At 72.3% G+C, this 26777-nt stretch carries 21 protein-coding genes and 4 pseudogenes; 10 read left to right on the plus strand and 15 right to left on the minus strand.

The genetic code is table 11. The annotated features are described in order from the left end of the window. From BBK14_RS31020 to BBK14_RS31030, 3 genes and pseudogenes are all read right to left on the minus strand, one after another. The coding region (locus BBK14_RS31020; protein ID WP_157904369.1) for a helix-turn-helix domain-containing protein at positions 1-333 on the minus strand (333 nt) is incomplete at its 3' end. A 391-nt stretch (positions 334-724) separates the two neighbouring features. After that, positions 725-2244, minus strand: a pseudogene (locus BBK14_RS31025) (VMAP-C domain-containing protein). A gap of 59 nt (positions 2245-2303) precedes the next feature. After that, positions 2304-3002, minus strand: coding sequence for an effector-associated domain 2-containing protein (locus BBK14_RS31030; RefSeq protein ID WP_071066719.1), 699 nt, complete (start codon positions 3000-3002; stop codon positions 2304-2306). A gap of 186 nt (positions 3003-3188) precedes the next feature. Here BBK14_RS31030 and BBK14_RS31035 point away from each other — a divergent pair, with 186 nt between their 5' ends. Further along, positions 3189-3464: a DoxX family protein gene (locus tag BBK14_RS31035; protein WP_241831997.1), complete on the plus strand. Its 276-nt coding sequence runs from the start codon at positions 3189-3191 to the stop codon at positions 3462-3464. A gap of 39 nt (positions 3465-3503) precedes the next feature. Here BBK14_RS31035 and BBK14_RS31040 read toward each other — a convergent pair whose 3' ends face one another. Next, the gene (locus tag BBK14_RS31040) at positions 3504-4472 is read right to left on the minus strand and encodes an LLM class flavin-dependent oxidoreductase (protein WP_071066720.1); all 969 of its coding nucleotides are present in this window, start codon (positions 4470-4472) and stop codon (positions 3504-3506) included. A 456-nt stretch (positions 4473-4928) separates the two neighbouring features. On the opposite strand from BBK14_RS31040, the gene mdoC reads away from it, so the two are divergent. Then, positions 4929-6365 carry a glucans biosynthesis protein MdoC gene (mdoC, locus tag BBK14_RS36220; RefSeq protein ID WP_083391375.1) on the plus strand — a complete coding sequence of 479 codons (1437 nt, stop codon included), beginning with the start codon at positions 4929-4931 and terminating at the stop codon, positions 6363-6365. Positions 6366-6492: 127 nt separating this feature from the next. On the opposite strand, the pseudogene BBK14_RS31045 reads toward mdoC, so the two are convergent. Then, positions 6493-7641: pseudogene (locus BBK14_RS31045) on the minus strand (acyltransferase family protein); the annotation flags it as partial. A 167-nt stretch (positions 7642-7808) separates the two neighbouring features. On the opposite strand from BBK14_RS31045, the gene BBK14_RS31050 reads away from it, so the two are divergent. Both BBK14_RS31050 and ppsA read left to right on the plus strand, forming a co-directional pair. Next, complete coding sequence (locus tag BBK14_RS31050) at positions 7809-8315, plus strand: DoxX family membrane protein (protein ID WP_241831998.1); 507 nt, start codon at positions 7809-7811, stop codon at positions 8313-8315. 141 nt (positions 8316-8456) lie between these two features. Beyond that, positions 8457-11408: a phosphoenolpyruvate synthase gene (gene ppsA / locus BBK14_RS31055; RefSeq protein ID WP_241831999.1), complete on the plus strand. Its 2952-nt coding sequence runs from the start codon at positions 8457-8459 to the stop codon at positions 11406-11408. 53 nt (positions 11409-11461) lie between these two features. Here the strand turns inward: ppsA and BBK14_RS31060 are convergent, their stop codons facing one another. After that, positions 11462-12754 carry an acetyl-CoA hydrolase/transferase family protein gene (locus BBK14_RS31060; RefSeq protein WP_071066722.1) on the minus strand — a complete coding sequence of 431 codons (1293 nt, stop codon included), beginning with the start codon at positions 12752-12754 and terminating at the stop codon, positions 11462-11464. 519 nt (positions 12755-13273) lie between these two features. Between BBK14_RS31060 and BBK14_RS31065 the strand changes: the two genes are divergently transcribed. The 4 genes and pseudogenes from BBK14_RS31065 to BBK14_RS36230 all read left to right on the plus strand — a co-directional run bounded on the left by BBK14_RS31065 (position 13274) and on the right by BBK14_RS36230 (position 15537). Further along, positions 13274-14122, plus strand: a complete 849-nt coding sequence (locus BBK14_RS31065) for a universal stress protein (RefSeq protein ID WP_198541485.1) — start codon at positions 13274-13276, stop codon at positions 14120-14122. Continuing rightward, positions 14070-14945, plus strand: a complete 876-nt coding sequence (locus BBK14_RS31070; RefSeq protein ID WP_338045529.1) for an AMIN-like domain-containing (lipo)protein — start codon at positions 14070-14072, stop codon at positions 14943-14945. Before BBK14_RS31065 ends, BBK14_RS31070 begins: the two co-directional genes overlap by 53 nt. A 78-nt stretch (positions 14946-15023) precedes the next feature. Continuing rightward, positions 15024-15104 (plus strand): annotated as a pseudogene (locus BBK14_RS41505) (universal stress protein); the annotation flags it as partial. Positions 15105-15159: 55 nt separating this feature from the next. Then, positions 15160-15537 carry a universal stress protein gene (locus tag BBK14_RS36230; protein ID WP_275078528.1) on the plus strand — a complete coding sequence of 126 codons (378 nt, stop codon included), beginning with the start codon at positions 15160-15162 and terminating at the stop codon, positions 15535-15537. Here BBK14_RS36230 and BBK14_RS31080 read toward each other — a convergent pair. The 7 genes and pseudogenes from BBK14_RS31080 to BBK14_RS31110 form a co-directional block, all read right to left on the minus strand. Further along, positions 15531-15689 carry a hypothetical protein gene (locus BBK14_RS31080; protein ID WP_241832000.1) on the minus strand — a complete coding sequence of 53 codons (159 nt, stop codon included), beginning with the start codon at positions 15687-15689 and terminating at the stop codon, positions 15531-15533. The two genes, BBK14_RS36230 and BBK14_RS31080, sit on opposite strands and share 7 nt — an antisense overlap. A 235-nt stretch (positions 15690-15924) precedes the next feature. Next, positions 15925-16452: pseudogene (locus tag BBK14_RS40985) on the minus strand (cation transporting ATPase C-terminal domain-containing protein); the annotation flags it as partial. A gap of 27 nt (positions 16453-16479) precedes the next feature. After that, a complete protein-coding gene (locus tag BBK14_RS31090) occupies positions 16480-17358 on the minus strand; it encodes a universal stress protein (RefSeq protein WP_116430191.1) in 879 nt (292 codons plus the stop codon). Positions 17359-17524: 166 nt separating this feature from the next. Then, positions 17525-18319 (minus strand): CBS domain-containing protein, encoded by a 795-nt coding sequence (locus tag BBK14_RS31095; protein ID WP_071066737.1) that lies wholly within the window; start codon positions 18317-18319, stop codon positions 17525-17527. Positions 18320-18464: 145 nt separating this feature from the next. Then, positions 18465-18935, minus strand: coding sequence for a CBS domain-containing protein (locus tag BBK14_RS31100; protein WP_131802473.1), 471 nt, complete (start codon positions 18933-18935; stop codon positions 18465-18467). Between the two features lie 308 nt (positions 18936-19243). Then, positions 19244-21022, minus strand: coding sequence for a sensor histidine kinase (locus BBK14_RS31105; protein ID WP_071066738.1), 1779 nt, complete (start codon positions 21020-21022; stop codon positions 19244-19246). 190 nt (positions 21023-21212) lie between these two features. Next, complete coding sequence (locus tag BBK14_RS31110; RefSeq protein WP_071066729.1) at positions 21213-22703, minus strand: hypothetical protein; 1491 nt, start codon at positions 22701-22703, stop codon at positions 21213-21215. 372 nt (positions 22704-23075) lie between these two features. On the opposite strand from BBK14_RS31110, the gene BBK14_RS31115 reads away from it, so the two are divergent. Then, positions 23076-23909 carry a PP2C family protein-serine/threonine phosphatase gene (locus BBK14_RS31115; protein ID WP_071066730.1) on the plus strand — a complete coding sequence of 278 codons (834 nt, stop codon included), beginning with the start codon at positions 23076-23078 and terminating at the stop codon, positions 23907-23909. A gap of 55 nt (positions 23910-23964) precedes the next feature. On the opposite strand, the gene BBK14_RS31120 is transcribed toward BBK14_RS31115, so the two are convergent. Then, complete coding sequence (locus BBK14_RS31120) at positions 23965-24810, minus strand: SulP family inorganic anion transporter (RefSeq protein ID WP_071066731.1); 846 nt, start codon at positions 24808-24810, stop codon at positions 23965-23967. Between the two features lie 65 nt (positions 24811-24875). Beyond that, on the minus strand, positions 24876-25565 hold the full coding sequence (locus BBK14_RS31125; protein WP_071066732.1) for a DUF4389 domain-containing protein: 690 nt from the start codon (positions 25563-25565) through the stop codon (positions 24876-24878). 268 nt (positions 25566-25833) lie between these two features. On the opposite strand from BBK14_RS31125, the gene BBK14_RS31130 reads away from it, so the two are divergent. Beyond that, positions 25834-26538 carry a CBS domain-containing protein gene (locus BBK14_RS31130; RefSeq protein WP_071066733.1) on the plus strand — a complete coding sequence of 235 codons (705 nt, stop codon included), beginning with the start codon at positions 25834-25836 and terminating at the stop codon, positions 26536-26538. Positions 26539-26777 lie beyond the last annotated feature (239 nt).

The following is a 26777-nucleotide window of genomic DNA, read 5'->3' on the forward strand; positions in this document are numbered from 1 at the left end:
GTGGGTGGCCCCTTCGGGCACCTCTTCCAGAGTGCGGACCACGACCTCCTCGACCTGGGCATCGCTGATCGTGCGCGGCGCGCCCGGCCTCGGCTCGTCGCTGAGCCCGGCGCACCGGTGCCGGACGAACCGGTTCCGCCACCTGCCCACCGTGTCCCGGCTGATTCCCAGTTCGGCGGCCACGGACTTGTTGGTCCTGTCATCCGCGCACATCAACACGATGCGCGCCCGCTGGGCCAGGCCCTGCGCAGTCCTGCGCCGGCTGGCCCACCCCTGAAGGGTCCGCCGCTCGGCCCCGGTGAGCACGAGCGGCAGACTCGGCTTACCTGCCATACCTCCATGACACCGCAGGTCCCATGAGATCGCAGATCTCCGGACCGGGACACTAGCCCGAGCTCGGCGGAGATCATGTAGGCGAGACTCGATTTTCCGGAACCGGGTCCGCCGGTGACGAGGAGTGGGCGCCGGAGATATATCGCCGAATTGATCACCGAGATCTGGTCCGCGGTGAACAGACCAGCCGGGATCACGCCCAGCCGCCGTCGGGTCTCGGCGGCGTCGTCGGGCGGCGCCGGAGCCTCGGGACCGCCGTTGAACTCCCGCCACGGTGGCGCCGGCGGCCAGCGCGTGTGAAGCGCTGCCACGTCCGCCGGTTCCCCCGTGCCGTGGAAAAGCCACCAGCTCTCCGACTGCCGGCCTCGTGCGGTGCCCCCACCGTCGCTGTTCACTGCTGCACCTCTCCTCCGACGGAGAGGGAATCGTCTGGACCCCTCTCCGGCCGCCGGTTCGGGTCATCCCATAAAATAACGAGATTGTGCCCGAGATGATCGCCTTTTGAAACTTCCGAGCGTGCGGCGTCGAGTCGGAGCCGGTGGGTACGCGCTCGGAGATCGGCTGGGCCGCCGAGATCGACGAACTCCTTCACCGCGTCGGAAACCGTCGGGGCCGCGGTGCCGTCACGGTGCCACAGAATCACGGGCAGGCCACAGCGCAGGACGATCTCCAGCTCGGCCGCGGTGGCGCGGGCCGGCGCAGGAGCGCCGCTGAGGACCGCGGCCACCAGGTTCTCGCGGAGAGAAGGTCGGCATCGAGCCTTTGGATGTAGCCGTCTCCGTCGTCCCTGATCTGCCACGTGCTCGCCGAATCCTGCTTCTCGTGCAGCGTCCGCCACCGTATGCGCCACGCCCGCCGCCAGTGCGGGTTGTGTACCCGCTCCAGGCTTCGCACCACGACGGGATAGTCGCAACCGAGCTGCTTCGGCAGGACCGAACCGCTCTCCTTCGGCCAGCGTTCGACGGGAAGGTGCATCAGATCGATGGGGAGGACGAATTCAAGAATTATCTGGTCCTCCCGCTCCGAGAGGAGAGCCTCGGTGTCGGTCACGACTTTTTCGGTTAACATCTCCAGGTCGCCCGGCGGGACGGGAACGAATCGGGCACCTCGTTCGAAAACCGCCGACTCCTCGTCCCATTGTCGCCACCAGGAGACCAGGTGCGTCGACGGGTCCAGGTGGTCCAGCTCAAACTGCAGAATGACATGCACATTCTGCCGTGCCGCGGTGGCGCGGGCACCCCTCCGGAGCCGTGTGTCGTTGAGTCTGCCGGTCAGCCCCAGCTCGTAGGCGCGGCGTTGGTTCCAGTGCTCGACCATGGCGCGGGTCTCGGGGGAGAGCTGGTCGAGAATGCCTTCGAGATAGGAGATGTAGACCGGCAGCCCGTCCGGGCCGGCGTTGCGGCCGGCGAGATGCAGCAGTACCAGCCAGCCGTTGGAGCAGTGTGCCGGCGGGAGCGACAGCCCCGCCTGGGGTGAGAGCCGGCAGGCGGCGACGGCCGCGGCCCGGGTCGTCGCCGTGAGCTCGGATCTGAGCCTGGCCCACAGATCCTCTCCCGCGTCGACGGCTGTGGGTGCGGCATCCCACTCGTCGTGGAGGCAGGTGAGCGGGACGGTGACCGCGGGGCCGAGCCCGAACACACGGGCGACGGCGATGATGGCCCGGATGCCGGCCGGCGTGCCGCAGCACGCCTCGACGAACCCTATGAACCACTGGCGGGAGCTGGGGTACTCGGCAATCGGGATCGCGACGCCGGAATGCCGTTCGACCTGGGAGAGAAGAAGGCGACGGCTGCTGTCGCCGTGTAGTTCGCGACAGCCGTGCAGTATTCCTGCGATACGGTCCTCCAGCTCCGAGCGAATGACCGCGACAGCAGCGGTCGCGGCGGTGTCGAAGGGTGCCGATGCTGTCATCGCGTACCCTTAGCGACCGGACGGACGGAAGGCGCCCGGTGACCGCCGTTCCGCGTGGTTCACGGGCGTCCGTTGCGCAGAAAACGGTTACCGGGAAAGCGGCGGTGCGCCTCGGCAAGAACGCGTCGTCGCCCGTCGGTAAGTATTCCGTCGGCGAGTAGGCGACTGACCTCCCGCCAGAACTCCTCTGACGTGAGCCCGTCCGGATTCGGCTGTTTGTCGATCGGCAGGCCGGCATCCGTCAGAACCTGTCGCTGCGCGACGGCCGTGTGGAAGGCGGCCGCTAGTGCGGCGCATTCCTGCCCGGTCAGCGCCTCGTCGTCCCGGCCCGGCGTGAGGTCTCCGCCCGCAAGGGCCTCCGCGTGGTGCGACGGTGCCCGTGCGGGCGAGCCGTGCCCGTTTCCAGCGGTCGGACCCGCGGCGGATCTCGCTGTCTCCCAACAGTCCACCAGGTTCTGTACGGACCGGGCGGTGACGGAAGCCGGCTCCAGGACACAGAGCGCCTGGGCAAGTGCTCGTGGACCCTTGGGGTGTGCGCAGCAGGCGTCGACGAAACCTATGAACCACTGCCTGCGGTAGGGGGCGTCCGGTACCTGCAGCTGGACTCCGAGCCGCCTCTCGGTCCTGCTGACCAGCAGCCGCCGGCTGGTTTCCGCGGCCAGAGTCGGAGCCAGATCGAGCAGGTCGACGATGCCCTGCTCGATCTCGACGCATGATTGTCCGCACGGGCCGGCGGTGGATCCCGCCCCGTCCGGCACCTGATCTTTTGATCCGTCGGACGCCATAATCGCCCCCGATCGCGTCCCGAACGCCAGAATTCGGAGAATATCAGTAGCGGGACGGCGGGGCGAATCTTCTGCGGTCTTTACCGCAGGCGGCGCGAACGGATGGGTGCTGTCCACTTCTCGGGGCGGAAGACCTGTGGGCTGCCGGTGCCGCGCAGCATGTCCGGCGCCGTGATGGTTCGATACACCAGTGACGCTTTCGCAGTCCGTCCGGCCGGGCTGCTCACGAAGGCGTCCTGGGCCGGGCCGGCCAGCGCCGCCCTGCTCGTCGGCGTATGGCCGGGGAACCTGCAGATGGCGCTGGACGCCACCGCCCGGGCTCGCCGTGGCGGCGGCCGGCCCCGTGACCTCGCCCTCGCCGCCGGCGCGTGGGCGCGTATGCCGCTGCGGATCCCGATGATCCGCGCGGCCCTCCCCGGCCGCCGCGCCGGGTGACGTCCGGGACGTCCTTTCACCGCACCGCGGTGTGCGGCCTCAGCGCGCGGCCCCATCCCCAGCCCGGGCGGCCGCCTGCTCGTTCCCGTGCGCGCGTAGCGGGGGGATCACCTCGTCGAGCAGACGGTGGACTATGCGGTCGGGGTCGCCGGTGCCTGGCGCGGGCATGAAGATGAAGTGCCGGGCGCCGGCGTCGACGAAGTCGCGGAGCTTGCTGGTGACCTCCTCCGCCGTCCCGGCCGCCGCCACGCTGTCGACCATGGTCTTGAAGTCCTGGTTGTAGGTGCCACCCATCGTGCGCGCGGCCTCCTCGCGTGCTCGGTCGCCGTCGGGGTCGACGTTGACGAACACGAACGCGTACCACTCGAATCCGCTCAGATCACGTCCGGCGTCGGCCGCGGCCTGACGGATGGTCCGCGCCGAGGCCGCGTAGCGGCGGGGCGAGTACAGGTAGGGCATCCAGCCGTCACCGAGCAGCGCGGCGCGGCGCGTCGCCGGCTCCTTCCGGCCGGCGACGATGACGGGCGGGCCGCCGGGCTGGGCCGGCGCCGGGTGGATCCGGACGTCCGTCATCGGGTAGAACGGCCCGTCGTGGGAGATCGTCTGGGCTGTCCAGAGCCGCCGGAGCAGGCCGATGGCCTCGTCGGTGCGCCGCCCGCGTTCCCGGACCGGAACCTGGCAGGCGCTGAACTCCTGCGGGTACTCGCCGCCGATGCCCACGCCGAGGACGAGCCGCCCGCCGGTGGCCCGGTCCAGGTCGGCGACCTGCTTGGCCACGATCGCCGGTGCGTACAGGGGGAGGAGCAGGATCGACGTCCCGATGCGTACCCGTTCGGTCACCGCTGACAGGCGGGCCAGGCTCATCATCGCCTCGCCCGACGGGTTCCGGGAGGCGACGTGCCCGCCCGTCCACAGCGAGTCGATCGGCAGGTCCTCCAGCGCGGCGGCCCGTTTCAGATCGGCCCCGGCGACGAACCCGACCGAGATCACGCCGTCCTGTGCGGCCATCCGAACACCTCCGCGGCTCGCGCCGCCCCCGCCGCGCGCACTGGCGGGAGCCGGCTGGCCGAGCGTGCGGCAGACCGCCCGCCGCATGCAACCGACCCGAGCGCGCGGCCCGCCGCCCGCGACCTCGGCACGGTATGAATTTCATGCCGGGAAGCGCGCATGGTGAACCCCTTTTGTTCTCGCGGTCACAAGGCCCTCCGGCTGTTTCCGGCAGCCCGTTCGTAGGAATTCGGCGGTAGCTCCGTCCCGGCCCTCCGGCTCGATGGTCTGGCGCGGCTCAGCCTTTTACTGATGGTGTCTCATCTCATCCCGGGAACCGCCTGCAAGTGACGCGGCGCGACATTGGTCGACACGTTCCGAAGCGTAGTATTTCGCGAGCCCTTGCGCTTCCTCCCGACGTCATCCGGCGCCGGGAAAGCGTGTATCCGTCGGCCGGAAACGGGAAGGAAGGGACTCGTGGGGGAGCGGGAGGCAGTACCCGCCGCGGGAGCATCCACCGCGGGCGTGCGCTACCACCACCTGGACGCGCTGCGCGGTGTCATCATGCTGATCGGCGTCTTCGTCCACGTGGCCACGCTCGGGGACGACCCCGTCTTCGACGGGATAGCGCGGGCCTCCGGCCTCTTCCGGATGGAGGCATTCTTCGTCATCTCGGGTTTTCTCTCCGCGATGCTCACCGCGAAATACGGGCCCGGGCTCGCCCTCCGGCGCAGGCTGGCGGCGGTGGGCGTGCCGCTGGCGGCGACGCTCGTGCTGTTCAACCCGCCGACACTGTGGCTGATCTCCCGCTTCCACAACCGTAGCGACATCTCGTTCGCCGACTTCCTGCGAGCCTGCATGGCTCCCGCGTTCGAAGGCCGGTTGAACTGGTACCTGCACCTGTGGTTCCTGCTGGTGCTCCTCGGGTACGCGCTCCTCACACCCGCGGCGGTGAAGCTGCTGAGCAGGTTCGTCTCCACCCGGTGCTATCAACAGGCCACCGCGGGGCGGCTCCGTGCCATGACGACGATCACGCTTCTCGTGCTGGGCACGATGGCGGCCGGCAGGATCGGCTGGGGCGAGGCCATCCGGCCCGTCATCGGGTCGGGATTTCATACGGACCTGGTCCGCCGCACCCTGGAGTTCCTGCCGTTCTTCCTACTCGGTCTCCTGCTGTTTCTGGACAGGGGCCGGCTCGTGCCGTCATTCCAGCGGCCCGCGCCGGTTCTTCTCTCGGTGTCGGGGCTCGTCCTGCTGGCGTCGTGGCACGGGTGGGTGGACACGCTCGCGATGGGCACCGGCCGGGTGCTGGCCGAGACGATGTTCGCCATTCCGGTGATCGCGACGATTTTCGCCGCGGCCAGTCGGTGGGGGTCGCGCCCGAGTCCCGCCCTGCGTTATCTGGCGGAAGCCTCGTACTCGGTCTACCTGCTGCATTTCTTCTGGATCTACGTGTTCGCGACCCTGCTCGGTTTCGATCCCGGTCTCGGCTCGGCACGGATGCTGCTGCTGGTCGTCGCCACCTACGCGGCCACCTTCGCGACCCACCATCTCGTGATTCTCCGGTTCCCGCTCCTCCGGCGAATCTTCAACGGCAGGTTCCCGTCGAAGGCCCGCCCCGGGTCGGAGCCGCCCGTGGCCGTGCCGGCGGCTCCGCCCGTGGCGGTACCGGCGGCTCCGCCGGTTCTCACCTCGACGCGTGGCGGGTGCGCCGCTGGTCGGGCACGGCCGCGGGCCGGGAGCGCCTCAGAGGATCCGAGCCAGGCGGGCTCGCCGGCCCAGCCGACACGGGCATCCCCGGCACCGCGCTGTACGTCCGGTGCCCGCCCGGCGCGGCACCCGCGGCGGCGCCCGGCACCGAGCCCATCGGGGACGGTGAGCCCATCGGGGACGCCGAGTCCGCCGGGCGCGTAGGCCGTCCCCCGGGGCGTGCCGCGGGCCGGGAGAGGAACCCTCCCAGCCAGGACGGCGCCGCCGCCGACTTGAGGGCGAGCGCGGGCGATTCGACGAGGTGCCAGCTGGCGACCGCGACCGCCCCGGAGAGGCCGATCGAGGCGACGATGTTGACGGTGACGCTGTCGTCGCCGACGCCGAGCTCGAGCAGGAGGAGCTGCAGCGGCCACGAGTAGACGTAGATGCCGTAGGAGAGGTCCCGCCGGCTCCCGACCCGCATGAGACGACGTCCGGTGCCCGCCCATAGCAGGAAGTAGGCCAGCGGCGCGGGCGCGAGGGGCAGGTAGGTGGCGGGAGCCGCGAGGGCGATGGCGAGCAGGCAGCAGCTCGCGGCGAGCAGCGGCCGGTTCAGCGGGATGCGGTCGGCGTAGAGGAACATCACCGCGCCGACGAGGAACATCGAGGCGAAGCGGAGCGCGTAGGCGTCGGCGAGGCGGTCCGCGCCGGAGACGGCGTCCGCGGCGGCGAGCACCCAGCAGGCGACGGCCAGGCCGAGGACGGCTGCCCGGCGCCGGCTCAGCAGCCCCACCGCCCCGAGGATCCCGATCATCAGGTAGCACAGCGCCTCGAAGAAGAGGGTGTGCAGGGAGCCGTCGAGCGCGCCGCCGCCGTTGAGGTCGCCGATGTTGAACTGGTGCATCCGCAGCAGGGCGTTGGCTGCGACGTAGGTCAGCGCCGAGTCGGCGCCCGTCCAGGGATAGCCGGCGAGGGTGTCCCGTTCGAGTAGCCACAGCAGCGGTCCGAGGATCACCGCGGTCACGGCGAGGCAGACCCAGAAGCCGGGCAGGATCCGCAGCAGGCGGTGCCACAGGAAACGTCCGGTCGAGCGGGCCCGCTGCCGGCTCCGAGTGATCAGGAAGCCGCTGAGCAGGAAGAATCCGTCCACGGCGACCTCGCCCGCCTCCGGCCCGCCGGTCAGCTTCCCGAGCGGGTCGTCCTCGTCCCGGACGAACCCCCAGGAGTGCGACACCAGCACGGTCGCCGCCAGGACGAGCCTGAGCGCGTTGAGGTTGTTGTGCCGCGGATCGAACGCCTGGCCCAGGGTCCGTGCGCCGGGCGTCGTCAGCCATCCCCACGGTCCCTGCGGCGCCCAGGGCCATCCGTGCCGCTTCCTGCGGTGGCGCGGACCTTCGGGACGGCCCGGGGCGCGGGCCGAGCTGGCGTGCGTCACGTCTGGTGTCCTCTCGAGGCCTCGGCCCAGCCGCGCCCGTGGACGGCGTTCCCGACGCCACCGCATCCAGAGGACTACCCTCCGCACCCATCTTGGGCAGGCGTCGCACGCGCGGGTGCGGCCATCTCCGTCAGAGGTACGCCTACCCCCGGACCAGCCCCCCACAAAAGGCGCGACTGTCCGATCCGACACAGCCGTCGCTGCTCAGGGCGCCTGAGGCGCCGCCGCCCGAGTTGCCGGAGGCGGGACGCCACAGCCTCGCCGTCGACGTCCTGCTCGCGGTCACCCGGGTCAGCCTCGGCTGGATCTTCCTGTGGGCGTTCCTCGACAAGCTGTTCGGCCTGGGCCACGAGACCCCCTCGGCCCAGTCCTGGGTCAACGGCGGCAGCCCCACCGAGGGCTTCCTGGCCCACGCGGCCACCGGACCGTTCGCCGGGATCTACCACGACATCGCCGGCGCGGCCTGGGCTGACTGGCTGTTCATGATCGGCCTGGCCGGTATCGGCGCGGCCCTCGTCCTCGGTGTCGGGATGCGCGCCGCCGCCGTCGCGGGTGCCACCCTGCTCGTCCTCATGTGGACCGCGGTTCTTCCCCCGGAAAACAACCCCTTCATGGACGACCACCTCGTCTACGCTCTGGTCCTCGGCCTTCTCGCCGCCTTCGGCGCTGGTCGTTCCTTCGGTTTCGGCGGCTTGTGGGAGCGCACGGCTCTCACCCGTGGCCGGCCCTACCTGATCTGAAGTACTTCGTCCCGTGGCGGGATGGACCCGAGGTGGTCCCGAAAACGCGGTCGCCGGATGGGCCGAACGCGGATCCATCCGGCATCGCCGGGCGGGCTGATTCTTTCTGGAAGGGCGGCGGTTATGCGTGCCGGAGAACTGATGACGCGCAAGCTCAGCATCGTGACACCCGACGTGCCGGTGAAGGACGTCGCGCGGCTGCTCGCACTGCGGGGGGTCGGCGCCGCACCGGTGGTGTCGCCTCAGGGCGAGCTGGTCGGCATCGTGACGGAGGCGGATTTCATCGCGCTGGAGGCTCGGCCTGACTCGAGGCTGCACGCCCGCCGTGACCGCAGTCCGCGGCCGGCCGCACCGGGCACTGTCGGCGAGGTGATGTCGTCGCCGGTCGTCACGGCCGGGGTCGACGCCGACATCGCGGACATCGTCGGCGTCATGCTGGCCGAGCACATCTCGCGTGTGCCGATCCTGGACGAAGCGGGAACGCTGGTCGGCATCATCAGCCGCAGCGATCTGCTCCGGCTGCTCGCCCGCCCGGACCGGCTGGTCGCCGAGGACGTCCGCGGTGCGGTGGAGGCTCGTGCGCGACGTCCCCGGGGTGCTGGGCCTGGAGATCGCCCAACCGGTCGGTGCGGCCGGAGCGAGCGGCAGGGAGGACGAGCTGTGAGCGAGCGTCGGTGGATCGCGTGGTTCAAGGAGATCGGCGCGGACGACGTCGACCAGGCCGGGGGCAAGGGCGCGAACCTCGGAGAGCTGACCCGCGCCGGGCTGCCCGTGCCACCGGGATTCGTGATCACGGTGTCCGCGTACCTGGACGTCGTCGACGCGGCCTGGATGCGCTCGGAGATCGCCGCCCGTGCCGCGGGCATCGACCCTGACGACCACGCGCAGCTCGAACAGGTCGCCGGGGAGTCGCGGGCGCACATCGTCGCGGCGCCCGTCCCGGAGGCGCTGCGCCGCGCGATCTCGGAGGCGTACCGGGAACTGGGCGGCGGCTCGGTGGCGGTGCGGTCGTCGGCGACGGCCGAGGACGCGGCCGGCACGTCCTTCGCGGGCATGAACAGCACGTTCACCAACGTCTCCGGCGAAAAGGAACTCCTCGCGCGGGTTCGCGAATGCTGGGCCTCGCTGTACGGGCCGCGAGCCGTCGCCTACCGGGCCAGCCGCCACATGGTGGCCGAACCGGAGATCGCGGTCGTGGTCCAGCGGATGGTCGACGCGGAGCGGTCGGGCGTGATGTTCTCGGCCGACCCGATGACCGGTGACAGGTCCCGCATCGTGATCGAAGCGGCCTTCGGGCTCGGCGAGGTCGTCGTCGGCGGCGAGGTCATCCCGGACACCTACGTCGTGGACAAGGACGGCCCGCGGCTGGTCGACGTCCGGACCGGCGCGCAGACCCATCAGATCATCCGTGGCGCCGACGGCCACGACCTGCTCGTGAACCTGCTTCCGACGGAGGGACGCCACCGGATTCTCACCGAGGACGAGATACTGGACCTGGCGCGGCTGGCTCTGCGCGTCGAGGCGCACTACGGCGAGCCGCAGGACGTCGAATGGGTGATCGAGGGGCACCGGACACATCTCGTGCAGTCCCGCCCCGTCACGACCGGCGGGGCGGCACCGGTCACGACCGCACCCCGGCCCACGAGAATCGAGTCGTCCGAGAGGACCGGCCCGTCCGAGATGACGGGCAGGAGCGAGCCCTCCGACACCGTGCTGCTCACCGGCCTCGGGGGCGCGCCGGGACGGGCGGCCGGCCGGGTCCGCGTTCTCACCTCACCCGGCGATGGCGCGGCGTTCGTGACCGGGGAGGTCCTGGTCGCCGCGATGACCTCCCCGGACTGGGTGCCCGTCATCCGCCGCGCCGCCGCGGTGGTCACCGACAGCGGCGGGGTGACCTGCCATGCCGCGATCGTCGCCCGCGAGCTGGGCGTGCCCTGCGTGGTCGGGACGAGCAGCGCGACATCCACGCTGCGCACCGGCGACACGGTCGTCGTCGACGGCAGCCGCGGGGTGGTCGAGAAGGATGCGGACATATGGGAGACCCCGCGAGTGCTGGCCAACCCGGGGCGAGCCATGGTGAAGACCATCCCGTCACCCACGGTCGCGATCGAGGTCATGCCCGTCGTCCCGGCGGGCCAGGCGCCGAACCCGGTGGTTCCGCTGGCTGTCGAGCCGACCGCCACCAGGCTCTATGTGAATCTTGCCGTCGCCGACCACGTGGAGCAGGTCGCGGCACTGCCTGTCGCGGGCGTGGGCCTGCTGCGGGCGGAGCTCCTCCTGGTCGACGCGCTTGGTGGGACGCATCCCCGCCATCTGCTGGAGCAGGGCGGCCGCGCGGAATTCGTGGAACGGATGGCCGCCTCCGTCGAGCGGATCACCCGCGCGTTCGCGCCCCGCCCGGTGATCTACCGGGCGACGGACTTCCGCACCAACGAGTTCCGCGGGCTTACCGGTGGCGACCGTTTCGAACCGGTCGAGGCGAACCCGATGATCGGCTACCGGGGCTGCTTCCGCTACGTCCGTGATCCCGCCGTGTTCGACGCCGAGCTGGAGGTGCTGGCCGTCGTGCGGGAACGCACGCCGAACCTGCACCTGATGATTCCGTTCGTGCGGACCGGCTGGGAGCTCGAGGCCTGCCTGAAGGCGGTGGACGCCAGTCCGCTCGGTGACCATCGGGACATGCTCCGCTGGGTGATGGCCGAGGTGCCCTCGGCCGCCTACTGGATCCCCGCCTACGCCCGGCTCGGGATCGACGGGGTCTCGATCGGCTCCAACGACCTGACCCAGCTCGTGCTCGGTGTCGACCGGGACTCCGAGACCTGCGCCGAGCTGTTCGACGAGGCGGACCCGGCGGTGCTCGACACCATCGCCCGCATCATCACGGCATGCCGGGAGAACGGTCTCACCTCGTCGCTGTGCGGGCAGGCTCCCTCGACCAGGCCCGACTACGCAGAGCGGCTCGTCGAGCTCGGCATCACCTCGGTCTCGGTCGATCCAGACGCGGTGGGTGCCGCGGCGTGGTCGATCGCCGCCGCGGAGCGCCGCATCCTCCTCGACGCGGCCCGGACCGGGATGGCGTCAGGGCGGGGCTGACCTCGGAGGCCAGCGGTGATCGCGGGCCCGGGGAAGCGATGCGAGCGGGGGGATCAGGCCGGCAGCTCCGATCCTTCCGCCCGCCCGGCGTCCCTTCCGTCCATGTGCCCTTCCGCCCCGGCTTCCCGCAGGCCGGGGCGAGCCGCCGGGTGCGCGACGTGCTCGATGAGGTCGCGGGCCTGCTGCTCCTGCGCGCTGCCCCACAGCTGCGCGGTGCCGTGCTCGCTGATGACGTGGCTGTGCTGGAAACTTGTGGTCGGCTCGGCCAGCGCCCGGACGACCGTCGACTGGCCGGTCTTGCTGTGCCAGCTGGGCAGGGCGATGATCGCTCGTCCGCCGGTGGCGTGCAGTGCTCCGGTGACGAAGTCGGGCTGCCCGCCGAAGCCCGACCACACGCGCCCGCGTACGAACGAGGCGTTGGCCTGGGCGTGCAGGTCGATCTGCAGCGCGGTGTTGATCGACGTCATCCGGGGCTGGCGGGCGATGGTCCCGGGGTCGTTGACGGTCTCGGTGCGCAGCAGCCGGACCCGGGAGTTGCGGTCGAGCCAGGTGTACAGCTCGCCTGAGCCGAACACGAAGCTGGTGACCAGCTCAGCGTCCGCGGCCAGGGCACCAGAGCGGTCGAGTGCCAGCACGCCGTCGGAGAACATCTCCGTCCACACCCGCAGGCGTCGTCGCCCGGTGAGCGCCGCGAGAGTGGCGTCGGGGACGGCGCCGATGCCCAGCTGCAGGGTCGCGCCGTCGGGCACCAGCGCGGCGACCCGGGCGCCGATCTCGTGGTGGATGTCGCTCGTCTGCCTGAAGACGGGGCTGGCCAGCGGTACGTCGACCTCCAGGGCGAGGTCCACCTCGTCGCAGGAGAGCTCACCGTCACCGAAGGTGTAGGGCATCCGGGAGTTGGTCTGGGCGATGACCAGATCACCGGAGCTCCGGACGGCCTCGACGGCGGCCGGCAGGATGTTGACCTCGGTGCCCATCGACACCTTCCCGTCAACTGGCCGGCTGGTGTGCAGGATGACGGCGTCGGGGCGGTGCGCGCTGGTGAACAGCCGGGGGACCATGYTCAGCCGGCAGGGCAGGTACTCCAGCGCGCGGTGTCCCCGCATCCCGGGGCCGACGAACGGCGTCACCGGCGTTACACCGGGCCGTTCCGGGACGCCGTGCTGGGCGTTGAGGACGAAGAGACGGTACGCGGCCAGCGCGCGGTCGAGCGCGCCCACCGCGACGGTCGGAGCGGCGAAGTTGCCCGCCGCGACGATCAGTGGCGGTCGGTCCGGTCGGTCCGGTCGGTCCGCCAGTCGAGCGGCGAGCAGGTCCACGAGCACTGGCTCACTCACGATCCGCATGTCCGCATCGTCCCGAGTGCCCCGAGCGGCCCGGCTGGCGGGTCGGTCGGCCGTGGTGGTCCAGGGACGTCCGTTCCCCGCCAGGAGTCCTTGGTCATGTCCGGTGCAGTACGGAAAGGCCGGATCTGCTGGGTGCGAAGGGGAAGACGTGTTGTGTACGGATTTTCCGGAGGCCGGTGGGGAGGGCTGAGATGACCGAGATCGTCGTCGGTGTGGATGCTTCGGCCACGTCGGTGTCCGCCCTGCGCTGGGCGCTGACGGAGGCCCGCCTGCGCCGCATCGGGGTGCGGGCGGTCCTGGCCTGGTCCGGGGGTGGCCTTCCGGTGGCCCTCGGTCCCGTGGGGGTGCCGTCTGCACCCGCGGATCTCGAGGCGGCCGCCGCGGCCATGCTCCACTGGGCCGTCACGGAGGCCGTCGACGGCCTTGCCGCGGGCGACCGGGTCAGGGTGACGGAGTCGACCGTGCGGGATCTTCCCGCGCGCCCTGGTCAGGGAATCCACCGCGGCACGGATGCTGGTCGTGGGGGCGTCGGCGGCGAGCCGTCACCGCCGGGCGGCCACCGGTTCGCTGGCCGAGGTGTGTGTCCGAGAGGCCCGGGTCCCGGTGGTGATCACCCATCACGACGCCACTCCCGGTTCGACCGGCCGTGTGTTCGCCGCCCCGCTGGAGCGGATGGCTCCGGACGCCGGTTCCGCCGTCGCCGTGGCCTCCCGGGACCGACTGCCGGTGCTGGTCGGGGTGGACGGTTCCGCTCCCTCGCTGGCAGCGGTTCGCTGGGCGACGCGGGACGCGTGCCTGCGGGGGGTGCCGTTGGTGATGGCGAACGTCCGCCCGCACTGGCCGCGGGTCCCCGGCAGTTTCCCGGGGAGCTGGCGGGCCAGCCGCGACGGCCGGATCACCGAGGAGATCCTGGACTACTGCGCCGCCGAGAGCCGGCGGGCCTGCGCCGAGGTCACGCTGCTCCCACTCGCCGTCGACGGCGTGCCGGCCGCGAGTCTGCTCAGGCTCGCACGGGATGCGCAGATCCTGGTCGTCGGAGGCAGGGAGGCCTCGATGTTCAGCCCTCGGCCGCTGCGGGCGCCCGGCCGGGACGCCGTGATCCACGCTCCCTGCCCGGTGGTGATCGTCCGGCCGGAGCGGACCGGGTGCACCACCCCCGGGGGCTGCGCCGACGAAGGAGGTAACGATCATGACTGCCGTTCGTTTCGAGGTTCCGAAGGTCACGGCCAGGCGGATTCCCACGCGGCCCGCCGAGCTGGCAGTCGAGGCGGCCGGCCCGCCCCCTGCCGGGGGCGCGGCCACGGAGCCGCTTCCCGTGGCGGTACGGCGCTCACCCGTCGACCTGACGGCGGTGGCGGTCGTCGGTGAGATCGCCGTCGGCGCCGCGCCGCCGTCACACCTGCCGGCGCCACCGGATGGCCGGTCAGGCCCGCCGGCTGTCCTGGCGGCCGCCGACCGGGAGGTCGTAGCCATGAACCGACTGACGCAGAGCCCGCCGGCACGACGTGGGGTGGGCCGTCGACGGGTCGGGACACTGGCGCTGGCGGCCGGTGTGCTGGCGCTCGGGCTGGCAGGCTGCGGCGGAGCGGACGACGGGGGCACCGCCGGGCGAACCGCCTCGGCACCACCGGTGACCACGACCGCCGGCACACCGTCGGCGAGCGTCGCAGCCAGGCCCACCGGGTCGCCCCGCGGCGGCCCGGCGCCGACGCCGGCGACGCCGTCCCGCCTGCCCACGACCCCGGGCGAACCCGCGTGGTCGAGTGAGCCGCGCCGCGTCGAGCATGCGCTGCCCGGCACGGCGACGGTCGTCGCGGTGCGCGGCGCGCACAACGTCGCCGGCGGGCTGGAGTTCGACCGGCTGGTGATCGAGTTCCGGGATCGCGTTCCCGGCTACGACGTGCGGTACGTGGCCGATGTGCGATCGCCGGGAGAGGGTGCGGTGGTCCCGCTGCGCGGACAGGCGTTCCTCGAACTGGTGCTGTTCCCCGCGGCGGCCCACGACGACGCCGGGACGTCGACGCTGACCACCCCGCGGACCGGTGGTGGGCTGCCCGCGCTCGTCCAGTACCGGCTGACCGGTGACTACGAGGGCTACGTCCACTTCGGCCTCGGCGTCGACGACAGGGTCGGCTTCCGGGTGCTCGAACTGTCGGATCCGGCCCGTCTGGTGATCGACCTCGCGGCCTGAGTGCCGCATCCCCGGCCGGCCGTCGCGGTGGCGGGCGGCCGCGCCGGGGTGAGACCGCCCGCCTGAGGGAGGTGGCACATGACAAAGGGCGAGATCGTGGTCGGGCTCGACGGATCACCGGAGGCCGAACAGGCCCTGCGTTGGGCCGTGCGCGAGGCCGGCCTGCGGCAGACGGGGGTGCGCGCGGTCCTGGCCTGGGCCGCGGCCGGCCCGGCTGCGGGTCGTCCACGTGTGGACCCCGTCCCCGACGTCGGCCGACGGCCCTCCGCCCGGTGCCGACGCGCTTCACCGCGCCGCCCGCGGCGTGCTCGACGAGGCCGTGCGCCCGTATCTCGCCCGTGCCCGCGCGGGCACGGGCGTGGAACCCGTGCTGATCAGCAGCGGGGTGAGTCGTGCGCTGATCGACGAGGCCGCGCGGGCACAGCTGCTCGTGCTGGGAGCACGGGGCCGGGGTGGTTTCGACGGGCTCCTGCTCGGCTCCACCGGTTCGCAGTGCGTCTTCTACGCGGACAGCCCGGTCGTCATCGTGCGCCGTTCCGCCCAGCCGCGGAGCCCGACGGACCCGTCGTCGGGCGGTCCGGCGGGTCAGTGAACGGGCGAGAAGTACGAGCCCGGATCGTTGAGCGGCATCCCGGCGCGGTCGTAGACCGACGTGCCGAGGGCCCGTAGCCGCTCCGACGACGCGCGGAGATGATGCGCGCAGAGGAGGATCTCCTGCTCCGGCCTCCCGTCCTGGGCCGGCACCACCACCTGTGCGACAGGCGCGCTCGGGCAGCAGCACGAGCGTGCGGCCGGTCCGATCGGTGGGCGCGGGCTGGCCGCCGGCCCGTGCCGGACGACCGACTGAGGTCCCGTCCGGGTGGGCCGCTCCGCCTGCCGTGCGCGCCCGGCGGCGCCACGCGCGCCAGAGCTCGTCGGTGCCCCAGACGATGGCCGGCAGCGGGAGCAGCCTGTTGGTGAACAGCCCGACGGCGCGCAGCAGCATCACCGGCCGGATCACGCCCTCGCTCCGCGGTCTCGGCGGGCGGTCCATCAGCCCCGGCTCGGCCGGCTCCCGCCCCAGCGCCAGCGCCGGCAGCGTCTCGGTGCCCAGGTCGATCACGAGGATCTGCAGGACGGTCAGCGGCAGCGGCACAGCACCGCCGGACAGCGCGAAGACCAGGAACGGGACGACCTCCGGAACGGCATGGGCAAAGATATAGACAATAAATTTCCGAACGTTGTCGTAAACCTGGCGGCCGGCCCGGACGGCGCCGACGATCGTGGCGAAGTTGTCGTCCGTGAGCACCATCGTGGACGCCTCCCGGGCCACGTCCGTGCCCGAGCGTCCCATCGCCACCCCGATGTCGGCACGGCGCAGGGCGGGCGCGTCGTTGTAGCCGCTCACCAGCGACAGCAGTGCCGCCAGCCACAGCAGAAGGGCCAGCGGGTGGAGGAGCTGGCGGCCGATCTCATCCGGCCAGGTGCGGCCCCCACGCCGCGACAGCTCGTTGGGCCCCGCGGCGACGAGCCGGCGGGCGGGCCTCCCGGCCGCTCAGCCGTGGATGACGGCCACGGGGCAGGCGGCGTGCAGCACGCACTGGTGGGCGGTGGAGCCGAGCACCAGTTCGGCGAAGCCACCGCGTCCGCGTGTGCCGACCACGACGAGCTGCGCGTGGGCCGAGGCGTTCAGCAGGGCGCGGGTCGGGGTGTCGTCGACCGCCTGCAGGCTGACCTCGACATCGGACTCGTCGTCGATGTCGGCCGTCGCGATGTCGGTGAGGAGCTGCTCGGCGCCGGCGCGGAGCGAGGGGTAGAAGTCGTCCAGGGGCACGCCCAACGTGGTGATGTTGCTGTGGTAGCCGTGCACGATGTGCAGCGGGACGCCGCGCTCGGCAGCATTGGCCTCGGCCCAGCGAACCGCGGCCTGCGAGGGGGCCGAGCCGTCCACCCCGACCACGATCGGCCGCTGGTCGGGCAGGTCGTCGGTGGCGGTGCCGCGGACGACGACCACCGGTCCGGAGCAGTGGTGTAGGAACCGCTGGGCGACGGAACCGGCCAGGATGCGGTGGGCCAGGCCCGGGCTCCGGGCCCCGATCACGGTCAGCGAGGCGTTCTTCGCCTCGGCGACGAGCGCGTCCACCGGGTCCTGGTCGACGACGAGCCTGCGCAGCTCGATCGGCAGGTCGGGCATCGGCACCCGCTCGATCGTCCGGTCGAGCATCTCGGTGGCGGCGGCTGCGAGCCCCTTGTAGTCGGCGGTGGCCGCGGCCTGGTAGACCGGCCGCGGCAGGCCGTCGGCCGTCCAGCCCAGCAGGGCGGTGACGGGCCGGTGCTCGATTCGCGCCGTCTCCAGGGCCCAGCGCAACGCGGCCTCCGATCCCGCGGAGCCATCGATTCCAACGAGGATCGTCCGGGTGCTTTCGGTGCTCACGGTGGCCTCCTGCATCTGTCGACCGCCCGATCGGGTGGGCCCGATGGGGCTGGTCCCAGCGTGCGACAGAGACGGGTGCATCCGAACCGGCGAAGGTCGGTGGCCCGACCGGACCTTTGGCCCGCGGGCAGGCCGCCCATTCGCTCCGTTGACGGGCCGCGGATTTTTATCGGGCGCCGCTGGGGGCGGGCTCACCGTGGTGGCGTATCTCCGCGTCCGGTCCGGGATAGATGAAGCTGACGTGACCGGTGTCGGACCAGCGCACCGCGAACGGCGGGTCGCCCGCGGGCGAGCGGACCTCGAAGATCTCCCCGGTCCGGTCCGGTTGCCGGGTGGCACCGCGGTGCACGACCAGCGTGTCGCCGGGAGCGGCGCGCATCTGCCTGCGCCGCGGCGGAAGCTCGGGCACCGCGCTGGGTTCCGTCTCGACGCCGGCGGCGGCGGAGGCGCGCGCGGCAGCCGCTGGCGTGGCAGCCGCTGGCGTGGCGGGCTCGGCCGGCGGCGCCGTGGATGTGGGCTCCGGCGGACCGGCCTCGTGGCGCGGCGTGAGCACCTCGTCGGCCAGCGGGTGGACGAGGTCCGCGACCTGGCGTTCGTTACGGATGAGCAGGTCGTCGACGGAGACGAGACCGACGACCCGGCGGCCCTCCATCACCGGGAGCCGGCGGAACGCATGGTCGCGGAACACCCGGTAGGCGCGCTCGACGTCGACGCCGGCGGGAATCGTGATCACCTCGGTCGTCATGAGCGCGTCGATCCGGCCGTCAGGGGAGACACCGCGCGCGACACCGCGTAGGACGATGTCGCGATCGGTGACGATCCCGACCAGGTTGTTGTCGTCCTCCACGACGAGGAGTGCTCCCACCCCCTGGCGCTCCATCTCGCGGGCCGCGTCGCGGATCGAGGTGCCGCTGTCCACGGTGACCGGTTGCCTGGTGATCGTGCTGCGTATGTCGGTCATGTTCACCGCCTCTGCCTGGTGGGGGCAGCCGCCGCGTCCTCCGCCGATCAGTGGGGTGGATGGTGCCTCCCCCGCCACATCGGACGCCGACGGTCACGAGTGGTGCTCATACGTGTGCTTTCGGTGTGCCCGCTGCTTGGGATGGTCACCCCACGCCGTGCTCAGGCGGGCACGGTGATGCCGCCGAGAACACGGGCACGAGGCGGAAGAGCATCGGGTTGGGCAGCGCCGCCTCCGTGCCGGGCCGCCGTGGGTGGCGGCGGCCGGCCAGCGCGTCGACCAGATCGGCCGTCGTGAGTATTCCGGCGAGGTTGTCGGATTCGTCCAGGACGCAGACGGCGTCGATGTGCCGGGACGCCATGAAGTCGGCGACGGAGCGGACGGTCTGGTCGGCGTGGACCTGGGGTGGTTCGCGGTCGAGGAGTTCGCTGACGGTGCGAAGCCGCGGGCCGAGCGGGCCGGCGACCGACTCGGAGACCAGGCGCCGGTCGTCCAGCATGCCGACCAGCCTGGATCCCTCGACGACCGGCAGGTGGTGTACGCCGGCCTGGGCCATGACCTCCCAGGCGAGGATCACGTCGTCGTCCGGTGCCACCACCATGACGCCGGTTGTCATGATCTCTCCCGCGCGCACGTCCGCCACCCGCGCCGGGGTGGGTCCTGTGCCGGATGGTGCGTGGGCTGGGGCCGTGCCGGCCGCCTCGGCGGGCTCCGGGCGGCCCGCCGCACTGTTCCGAGTCGCCAATGTCCTCGTCCTCTCTGCCTCGTCCCTGCCTCGTCCTGTACCCGTCGCTGGTCCGCCGGACCGTGCTCGGGCATGGCGACCTCCTGGCGGAGGAGAGAAGGAACTCGTTGCCGCGGTCTCGCCGGGCCGGCGGTTCAGCGCGCCGTGCCCGGGCCATCGGGCGGCGCGTGCCGACGGGGTCAGAGAGGGACGGTCCAGCGGAGGTGGGTGCCGCCCGCGGGCGGCACCGTGGCGGTGAAGGTGCCGCCGAGGCTCTCGGCGCGGGCGCGCAGGTTGTCCAGGCCGCTGCGGCGGGTGGTGTCACCGATGCCGACCCCGTTGTCGACGGCGTCCAGGGTGACCATGTCCCCGTCCACGGCCAGCCGCACCTCGACGCTGGTCGCGTGGGCGTGGCGGGCGGTGTTCGTGAGGGCCTCGCGGGTGACGGCGAGCAGATGGTCGGTGAGCTGGTCGTCCGCGACGGTGTCGAGGGGACCGGTCAGGGAGATCGCGGGGGCGAACCCGAGGGCCGGCCGAACGTCCTCCGCGATCTTGTCGAGGGCGGTGCGGAGACGGCCGCGCTTGGTGGGGCCCTGCCCGCGCAGCTCGAAGATGGAACGACGGATGTCCTTGATGGTCGCGTCGATGTCCTCGACGTAGCCGTTGAGCCGGTCGGCGTTGGAGGGGTCCTCGTACTGGGCGAGATCCTGCATGCCGAGCGCGACGGCGAACATCCGCTGGATGACGTGGTCGTGCAGGTCACGGGCGATCCGGCCGCGGTCGGCGAGGACCCGCAGGTGCTCCTGGTCGGCTCGGGCCCGGGCGAGCTCGAGGGCGACGGCGATGTGGCCGGCGAAGCTTGTCGCCATGTCGAGGTCGCCGTCGGTGAAGGCGCGGGCGCCGCGGTCGCGGCCGATGAGCAGCGCTCCGCCGCACTGGTCGCCGCCGGCGACGAGCGGGACGACCATGAGCGGCCCAGTGCGTGCCGCGCGCTCGTCGGGGAGCGCGTCGAGCTCCGCGTCGTCGACGCGAAGACCCTGCTGCTCGGCGATCACCCGGCCGGTCAGAGTGTGTGCGAGGGGGATCAGGCGGCCGGCGCGGCTGGCATCGGTGCCCAGACCGGCGTGGGCCGAGCCGGTACCGTCACGCTCCGTGACGGCGACGGCGACGCGCGCGTACTCGCCCCCGTTTCCCCTTCCCCCGCGTTCGGCGTTCCCGGCACCCTTGCTCGGGTCGCCTCCGTCCGCAGTGCCCTGGTTCGTGGTGTGCAGCGCGAGGGCGACGAAGGGGGCGTCGGCGACCTCCTGCACCCGGTGCACGAGGGTGGCGAGCGCGTTGTCGGCGCCGACCATCACCTGGCGGCTGATCTCCGCCGAGGCGGTCATCCACAGGTGTCGTTGCTGCGACTCGTGGTAGAGCCGCGCGTTCTCGATGGCCACCCCGGCGTTGGCGGCCAGGGCCAGGGCGAGCTCCTCGTCCTCCGCGGTGAAGGGGACGCCGTCGCGTTTGTCGGTGAGGTAGAGATTGCCGAACACCTCGCCCCGCACCGTGATCGGGACACCGAGGAAGGTCCGCATCGGCGGATGCCCGGCCGGGAAGCCCTGGGAAGCCGGGTCATGGGCGATGTCGTCGGCGCGGCGTGGCCGAGGGTCGTCGATCAGGATGCCGAGCAGGCCGTGGCCGGTGGGCAGCTGGCCGATCCGCTCCACGTCCGCGTCGGTCATGCCGACGTGGACGAACTCCTCGAGGGTGCGGTCGGGGGCGACGACGCCGAGTGCGCCGTAGCGGGCACCCAGCAGATCCGTTGCGGCCTCGACGATGTGCCGGAGCAGGACGGGCAGCCGCAGGTCGGTGGCGATGGCCCGGTTCGCCTGCAGCAGGCCGCGCAGCCGGCCCTGGGTGGCGAGGACGTCCTGGGCGCGGTCGACGAGTTGGCTGAGCAGGTCGTCGAGTTCCAGCCGGGCCACCGTGGGGAACATCAGCCCGTCGCTGGCGGGCAGCCCGGCGGGCGCCGGTCCGCCCGGCGCCGGGCGTGGGGACTCCCTGGCCGACGGTTCGGCCGCCGGTGTCCCGCCCGACCGGTGCGAGGTCGAGAGCTCGGATCTTGCCGCCACGCGAGCACGATACGCGAGGTGCGACTTTCGGGGTGCGGGTTACACGATCGCCGTCTCATCCCGCCGCCCGTCGCGCCGCCCGCAGGGTGGCGTCGGGTGCCGGCGCGTCGCGGAGGGTCTTCGCCTCGGGCCAGGGGTCGGTGCCGGCCGGCTCGTCGGTGCGCCCGGCACCCGGCCGGGTGCCGGGCCGTGGGGCCAGGGCCGGTCGGGTGCCGGGCCGGCGGTACCCCGGATGCGCGCACCGAAGCTGGACGAGGTCCGCCGCGGTGGCGTCGGCGAGTGCCGCGGCGCGGTCCCGGTCGCGGCGCAGGGTCCACGGCGCGTCGAGGACGACGGTCTCACCGCGCTCGGCCGCGATGCCCGCGCGCCGCAGCAGCTCGTCGTAGCCGAGGTCGGTGGTGCGGCCGGTCGCGTCGTCCGGCCCGCTACCGGTGGTCTCGGCGCGCAGCAGCGTCCATCCCTCCGCGTCGGCGAGGTCGGCGGCCAGCTCGCTGCGTCCCGACTCGCGGGTCCCGCCGACGAGCACGAGCCGCACCCGCCCGTGGCGCAGGTTCGTGAGGGCCAGTGAGGCCAGGGCCCGTGCCTCGGCGCCGGCGGCTCTGTCACCCTGGGCGTGCCGGGTGCAGGCGACCTTGCAGCGTACGAACGCCCGGTACGCGACGTAGAGGTTCTCCAGCGACCTGGGATGGCTTTCGGCGGAGTACTCGCGGTAACGATCCAGGAAGAACGCGGCGAGATCCGGACGCCCGAGACGTTCGAGATCCATCGCGAGGAACGCGACGTCGGCGAGGACGTCGCCGACCCGCAGGCGCTGGTCGAACTCGAGGCAGTCCAGGACGCGGGGGCCGTCGTCGAGGCAGTAGATGTCGTCGGCGAGCAGGTCGCCATGCCCGTCGCGGATGAGCTCGCGGTGCTGCCGCTCGCGCAGCAGGGGCTGGCGACCGTCCAGGTAGCGCCCGGCGAGCCGGCCGATGGCGTCGATCGTGCTGGCGTCGAGGACGGAACCCAGGTAGGGCTGGACGCCTCGGATGCCCTCGTCCCACAGCCCGCGCAGCGTGGCGGGCGAGCCGGCGTCGGTGATCTGGGCCGAGGTGTTGCAGCGGGTGTGGAAGTCGGCGAGCAGGCGGGCAACGGCCCGCAGCTCCCCGCAGACGTCCCCGCCGGCGGTGACCAGTGCGGACAGCCGCCGGGCGGCCGGCAGGCGGCGCATGACGACCATGTGGTCGCAGGCGTTGCCGTCGGGGCCGATCACGTCGGCGACGCCGAGGTAGACGTCCGGCGCCAGCCGCCGGTTGAGGTCCACCTCGGCGTGGCAGGCCGCCTGGCGTGCCTCGCGGGTGCGGAAGTCCAGGAAACCGAGGTCGGCCGGCTTCTTGGTCTTGTACACCCGGTCACCCAGGAAGACCAGTACGGACGTGTGCGTCTCGACCAGCTGGGCCGGTGCCGGCGTCGGCGCCGACGCCGGCGTGCCGCCGGGACCAGGCCGGACGCGCGCCGATGGCGCCGCCGAGGCGGGAACCGTGTTCGCGACTGTCATCACACCCATGCCTCAACCCTGCCCCCGGGATGCTCCGGGTACAGCGTTCTCGAGTAGCCCGGCCGGGGTGCGAAGGTCCCGGGGGCGGTGGGACCAACGGGGAAGCCCGGGATTGGCTGTCGGCGCCGCGGTGAGCCGCCTGACGGATCCCCGCCCGCCCGGGGCCCGACCTCCCGGCACCCCCGTTCGGGGACGTTCCCCCGGCTCCGCCCTGCCGAAAGTCCCTTTCACCGGTTCGGCGCGATGCCGATTCTGGGAGMGCGTCGCCTTCAGGTGCATCCAGATCGGGGCGGTCGCGGGCCCTGCGGAGATCGGTCTCCCGGGCCCGACCGTGCCGGTCACCTGATGCGGGGACCGGCAGCGGATACCGGAGGTGGGCACGTGAACGGCATCAGAGCGTCCTGGCGGATCAGCCCGTCACGGCCGGGTGCGATGTGCGGCGACTGGATCGACGTCGCGCGGCTCGCGGACGGGCGGCTGGCGGTCAGCATGGGCGACGCCGCCGGTCACGGCGACCAGGCGGCGGCGCTGGCTCTGGTGCTGCGCCGGCTGCTACGCGAGCGGCTGCTCGGCGGTGCCGATCCGGGCCAGGCTCTCGGCGGTGCCCTCGCCGAAGTGGCGGAACTCGGCGACATGGGCGAGATGTATGCCACCGCGTTCGTCGCCGTCGCCGCCGCGGACGGCACGGTGACCTACGCGAACGCCGGCCACCCGGCGCCCATCGTCCTGCGCTCCCGGGGCCCGTGGGATCGGGGGCGTACCGCCCCCGGTCACCACGGGGCGGGCCGGTCGCTCGGGCCCACCGGACCGCTCCTGTCGGATCTCTTCGCCGGTGCCGCGATCTGGTCGAACCGGACGCTGCGGCTCGCCCCAGGTGAGTCGTTGTTCCTGTACACCGACGGCCTCACCGAGGCGCGGAACTCGGCGGGCGTCGAGTTCGGACCCGACCGGCTGGTGGACGCCGGCTGGCGGCAGACCGGGAGCAGCACGCCGGGCCGGGGCCGCGGCCCCTCCGCGGTGTCCGGTGTCCTCGAGCGCATGTTCGCCGAGGTCGCCGCGTTCACTCAGCGAGCGTCCGATGATCGTTCCGCGCTGGTGCTCGCGTGCGTCCCGGAGGTCGACGACCACGATGGCGACCGTGCGCTCGGTGATTCCGGCCGGCTCGGTGACACCATCCGGCGCGGTGCGGCCGCTGAACAGTGCGGCGTGGGCTGACGCCGCCGCGGGACCCGGTCGAACAGCGCCGGCCGGTGGCGTGCGCCGGTCGTGATCAGGGGAGTCTGTCGCCCGTGCGCAGGCGGTGTGCCGCCGTGGTCGCCCGCATGGTGGGGAAGATCATGTCGGGTCCGACGCTCGCGGTGAGCCCGTACGAGGTGAGGTCGTCGAGCAGCTCGTGTTTGACATGGGCCAGGCCGAAGGCGATGCCCCGCCTGGTCACCTCGGCACGCAGATCCTCCAGCGCGTCGAGAGCCGTGATGTCGACCTCGACGATGGCCTCCATCTCGACGATGGCCTCCATGTTGAGGACGAACCAGTCGATGTCGTCGGCGCACGCGTCGAGGGCGGCGCCCGTGGGCATCGTCAGGTGCGGAGGCCCGCCGTCGATGTCACCGACCACGCGGACGCCGTGCGTGTCGAGGCCGAAGGCCCATACCGCGAGCGTCGCGACCATGATCACAAGTAGTGGGCTCGGCAGCCGGGGCGCGCGCCAGTGCAGCACGACGAGCAGGACGAGGGACGCGGTGGACACGACGAGGGTTCCACCGTGCAGGTGGTGCACCGCGCCGGCGAACGAGCGGAGCTCGCCGAACAGGCTTCCGCCCTCGACCGGGACACCGGTCACCTTCTCCAGCTGGCCGACGATCATGATGACCGCGACCCCGGCGAGGTAGCCGACGAGGATCGGCCGGGAGAGCAGGTGCGCGATGATGCCGAGCCGCGCGAAGCCGGCGGCGATCGCGAGAACCCCGACCGCGGCGGCGAGGGCGGCGGCGAGTGCGCCGTAGGCCATCACCTGGGGAATCAGGTATGCCGCGACTGTCAGTCCGCTCGCGGCGTCCCCCCGCGCCCACCGTCGGGAGTAACGGGGCAGGCGCGGGAGGCGCAGGTGGTCCACGGGAGCACGTCACTCCTGGTCGCTGTCGGGTGTGGTCCCGAGCGGCCCGGTGATCCGGACGACTCTCACACCGCGGGGTTCGGGGCAGGCTGGTCCTGAGGTTCCGGTTCGGCGCCGCCGGAGTCGAGCCGGAACGGGGGGTACTCGTCGGTCATCAGGGCGGCGTAGGCGCCGACCCGGATCACCCAGCGGTTGAGCCCGACAACAAGATCGTAGAGGGCTCGCGGGTAGCTGCCGGTCGCCGCGAGAGTGATCGCCGCGATGAGCGCGAGCAGGCCGATCAGGCCGCCGCCCGTTCCCGCGGTCAGCAGGGCGTTGTGGCTGAGCGTCGTGCCGCCGACGAGGAACCCCACGACCAGATAGTGCGGGATGAGCAGCAGCCACCACTTGACGAGCACCAGACCGCGGGAGAGCTGGGCCGGATACGGGATCGTGAGGTGAGCCGGGTAGTCGGGCTCCTCGCCGAGGGAGAACGGCGGATAGCGGTCCGTCGCCAGCGCGCTGTAGGAGTAGTAGGACACCCGCCAGGACCAGCGCAGCACCCCCGTGTTGAAGTTGAAGATCGCCMGCGGGTAGCGGCCGGTGAACAGGATCGCCACACCGGCGACGGCCGTCAGGACGACGAACGCCACCCAGAGGAAGAACAGCACCACGTAGTGCGGGATGGCGAGGAACCACTTGACCAGCCAGAGCCAGCGCGAGAGCGGCTCGTCGAGGCGGGCATTCACTTTGATCGGGTATGGGCGGTCGTACATCACACACCCCGCTGCCGCGTTCCGGTGCTGGGAGAAGGGCCGGCCGGGGTGGCCGGGGCTCCCGCATCGGTTGYGCTGCTCGGTTCGGTTCGTCTGGTCTGTCGGGGAAGTGGTTCCCGGATCACGGGCCGAACTCAGCGACCTTCGGCAGGGATGTCGGGGCCGCAGGTCCTGTGCCTTTCGGGAGCGACGTCCGCTCCGGCCGCCCCTGGAAGTGAGCATGCTCCCCCGTGTGGTTCGCCGCAGGCGTTGGCAGGAGGAGGCCCCCATGACGGGTGAGATCACGTTCCGGGCGCCGGTGACGGTGCCGGCCCCGACCCCGATCCGGGAAGCCGCGGAGCTGATGGACCGGGCCGGTGTCGGATCGCTGCTGGTGGTCGACGAGGGGCGCCTGGCGGGCATCGTGACGGACCGGGACCTGGCGTTGCGGGCCGTCGCCCGCGCCGTCCCGCTCGACGCCCGGATCGACGCCGTCATGACCTGCGGCGTCGTGACAGTCGGGCCTTCCGCGGGATGGGAGGAGATCACCCGGGTCTTCGCCGAGCACGCGATCCGCCGGCTCGTGGTGACCGACGGGGACACCATCGTCGGGGTTGTCGCGCTCGACGACCTGCTCGCCGCCGCGGCCGATCCGCACACCGCGGCGACCGGCCCGCGGAACGCGGCGCTCGGAGCCGTCGCCGCAGCGGAGATCGGGCATCCTCACCATGAGGGGGGCCTGCCCCTGCCGCTCGACGCGCTGCGTCCGCGGCCCCGGACCCTCAGCCGGTGGCAGGCCCGGGTGGGCGACGCCGTCGTCCGTGCCGCCGTCGGGAACGGCCCGAAGCGGGACGGGGAGATCCTCGAGGTCGCGACGCCTGCCGGCGATCCCCCCTTCCTGGTCCGCTGGTCGGACGGCAGACTGAGCTACATCCACCCGGGCCCGGACGCGCGGATCCACCACTACGGTGAGCCGGTGGGCAGCGCCCGCTGACGGGCGGTCCAGGCGGGCGGCGGTCACCCGACCAGCGGTCGCGGTGTGAATGGCCGGCTGGGCGCGAGGGCCGCCGCCGCGCCCGTTGGTCCTGGCGGGCGTAAGCCGATTGGCGAGGCGACTCCGAGGCCGTATCGTCGCGCTCATGGAGAAGATCCGGGTGTTCGTTCTCGATGACCACGAGATCGTGCGTAATGGTCTGCGTCAGACGCTCGCCCGGCATGACGATATCGAGGTCG

Source organism: Parafrankia soli (assembly GCF_001854695.1).
GTDB lineage: Bacteria > Actinomycetota > Actinomycetes > Frankiales > Frankiaceae > Parafrankia > Parafrankia soli.

Coding starts and splice junctions, on each gene's coding strand:
- BBK14_RS31035 (WP_241831997.1), top strand. CDS start 3,189: ATGTCCGGCGCCGTGATGGTTCGATACACCAGTGACGCTTTCGCAGTC.
- BBK14_RS31040 (WP_071066720.1), bottom strand. CDS start 4,472: ATGGCCGCACAGGACGGCGTGATCTCGGTCGGGTTCGTCGCCGGGGCC.
- ppsA (WP_241831999.1), top strand. CDS start 8,457: ATGACGCGCAAGCTCAGCATCGTGACACCCGACGTGCCGGTGAAGGAC.
- BBK14_RS31095 (WP_071066737.1), bottom strand. CDS start 18,319: ATGACCGACATACGCAGCACGATCACCAGGCAACCGGTCACCGTGGAC.
- BBK14_RS31100 (WP_131802473.1), bottom strand. CDS start 18,935: ATGACAACCGGCGTCATGGTGGTGGCACCGGACGACGACGTGATCCTC.
- BBK14_RS31105 (WP_071066738.1), bottom strand. CDS start 21,022: ATGTTCCCCACGGTGGCCCGGCTGGAACTCGACGACCTGCTCAGCCAA.
- BBK14_RS31110 (WP_071066729.1), bottom strand. CDS start 22,703: ATGGGTGTGATGACAGTCGCGAACACGGTTCCCGCCTCGGCGGCGCCA.
- BBK14_RS31130 (WP_071066733.1), top strand. CDS start 25,834: ATGACGGGTGAGATCACGTTCCGGGCGCCGGTGACGGTGCCGGCCCCG.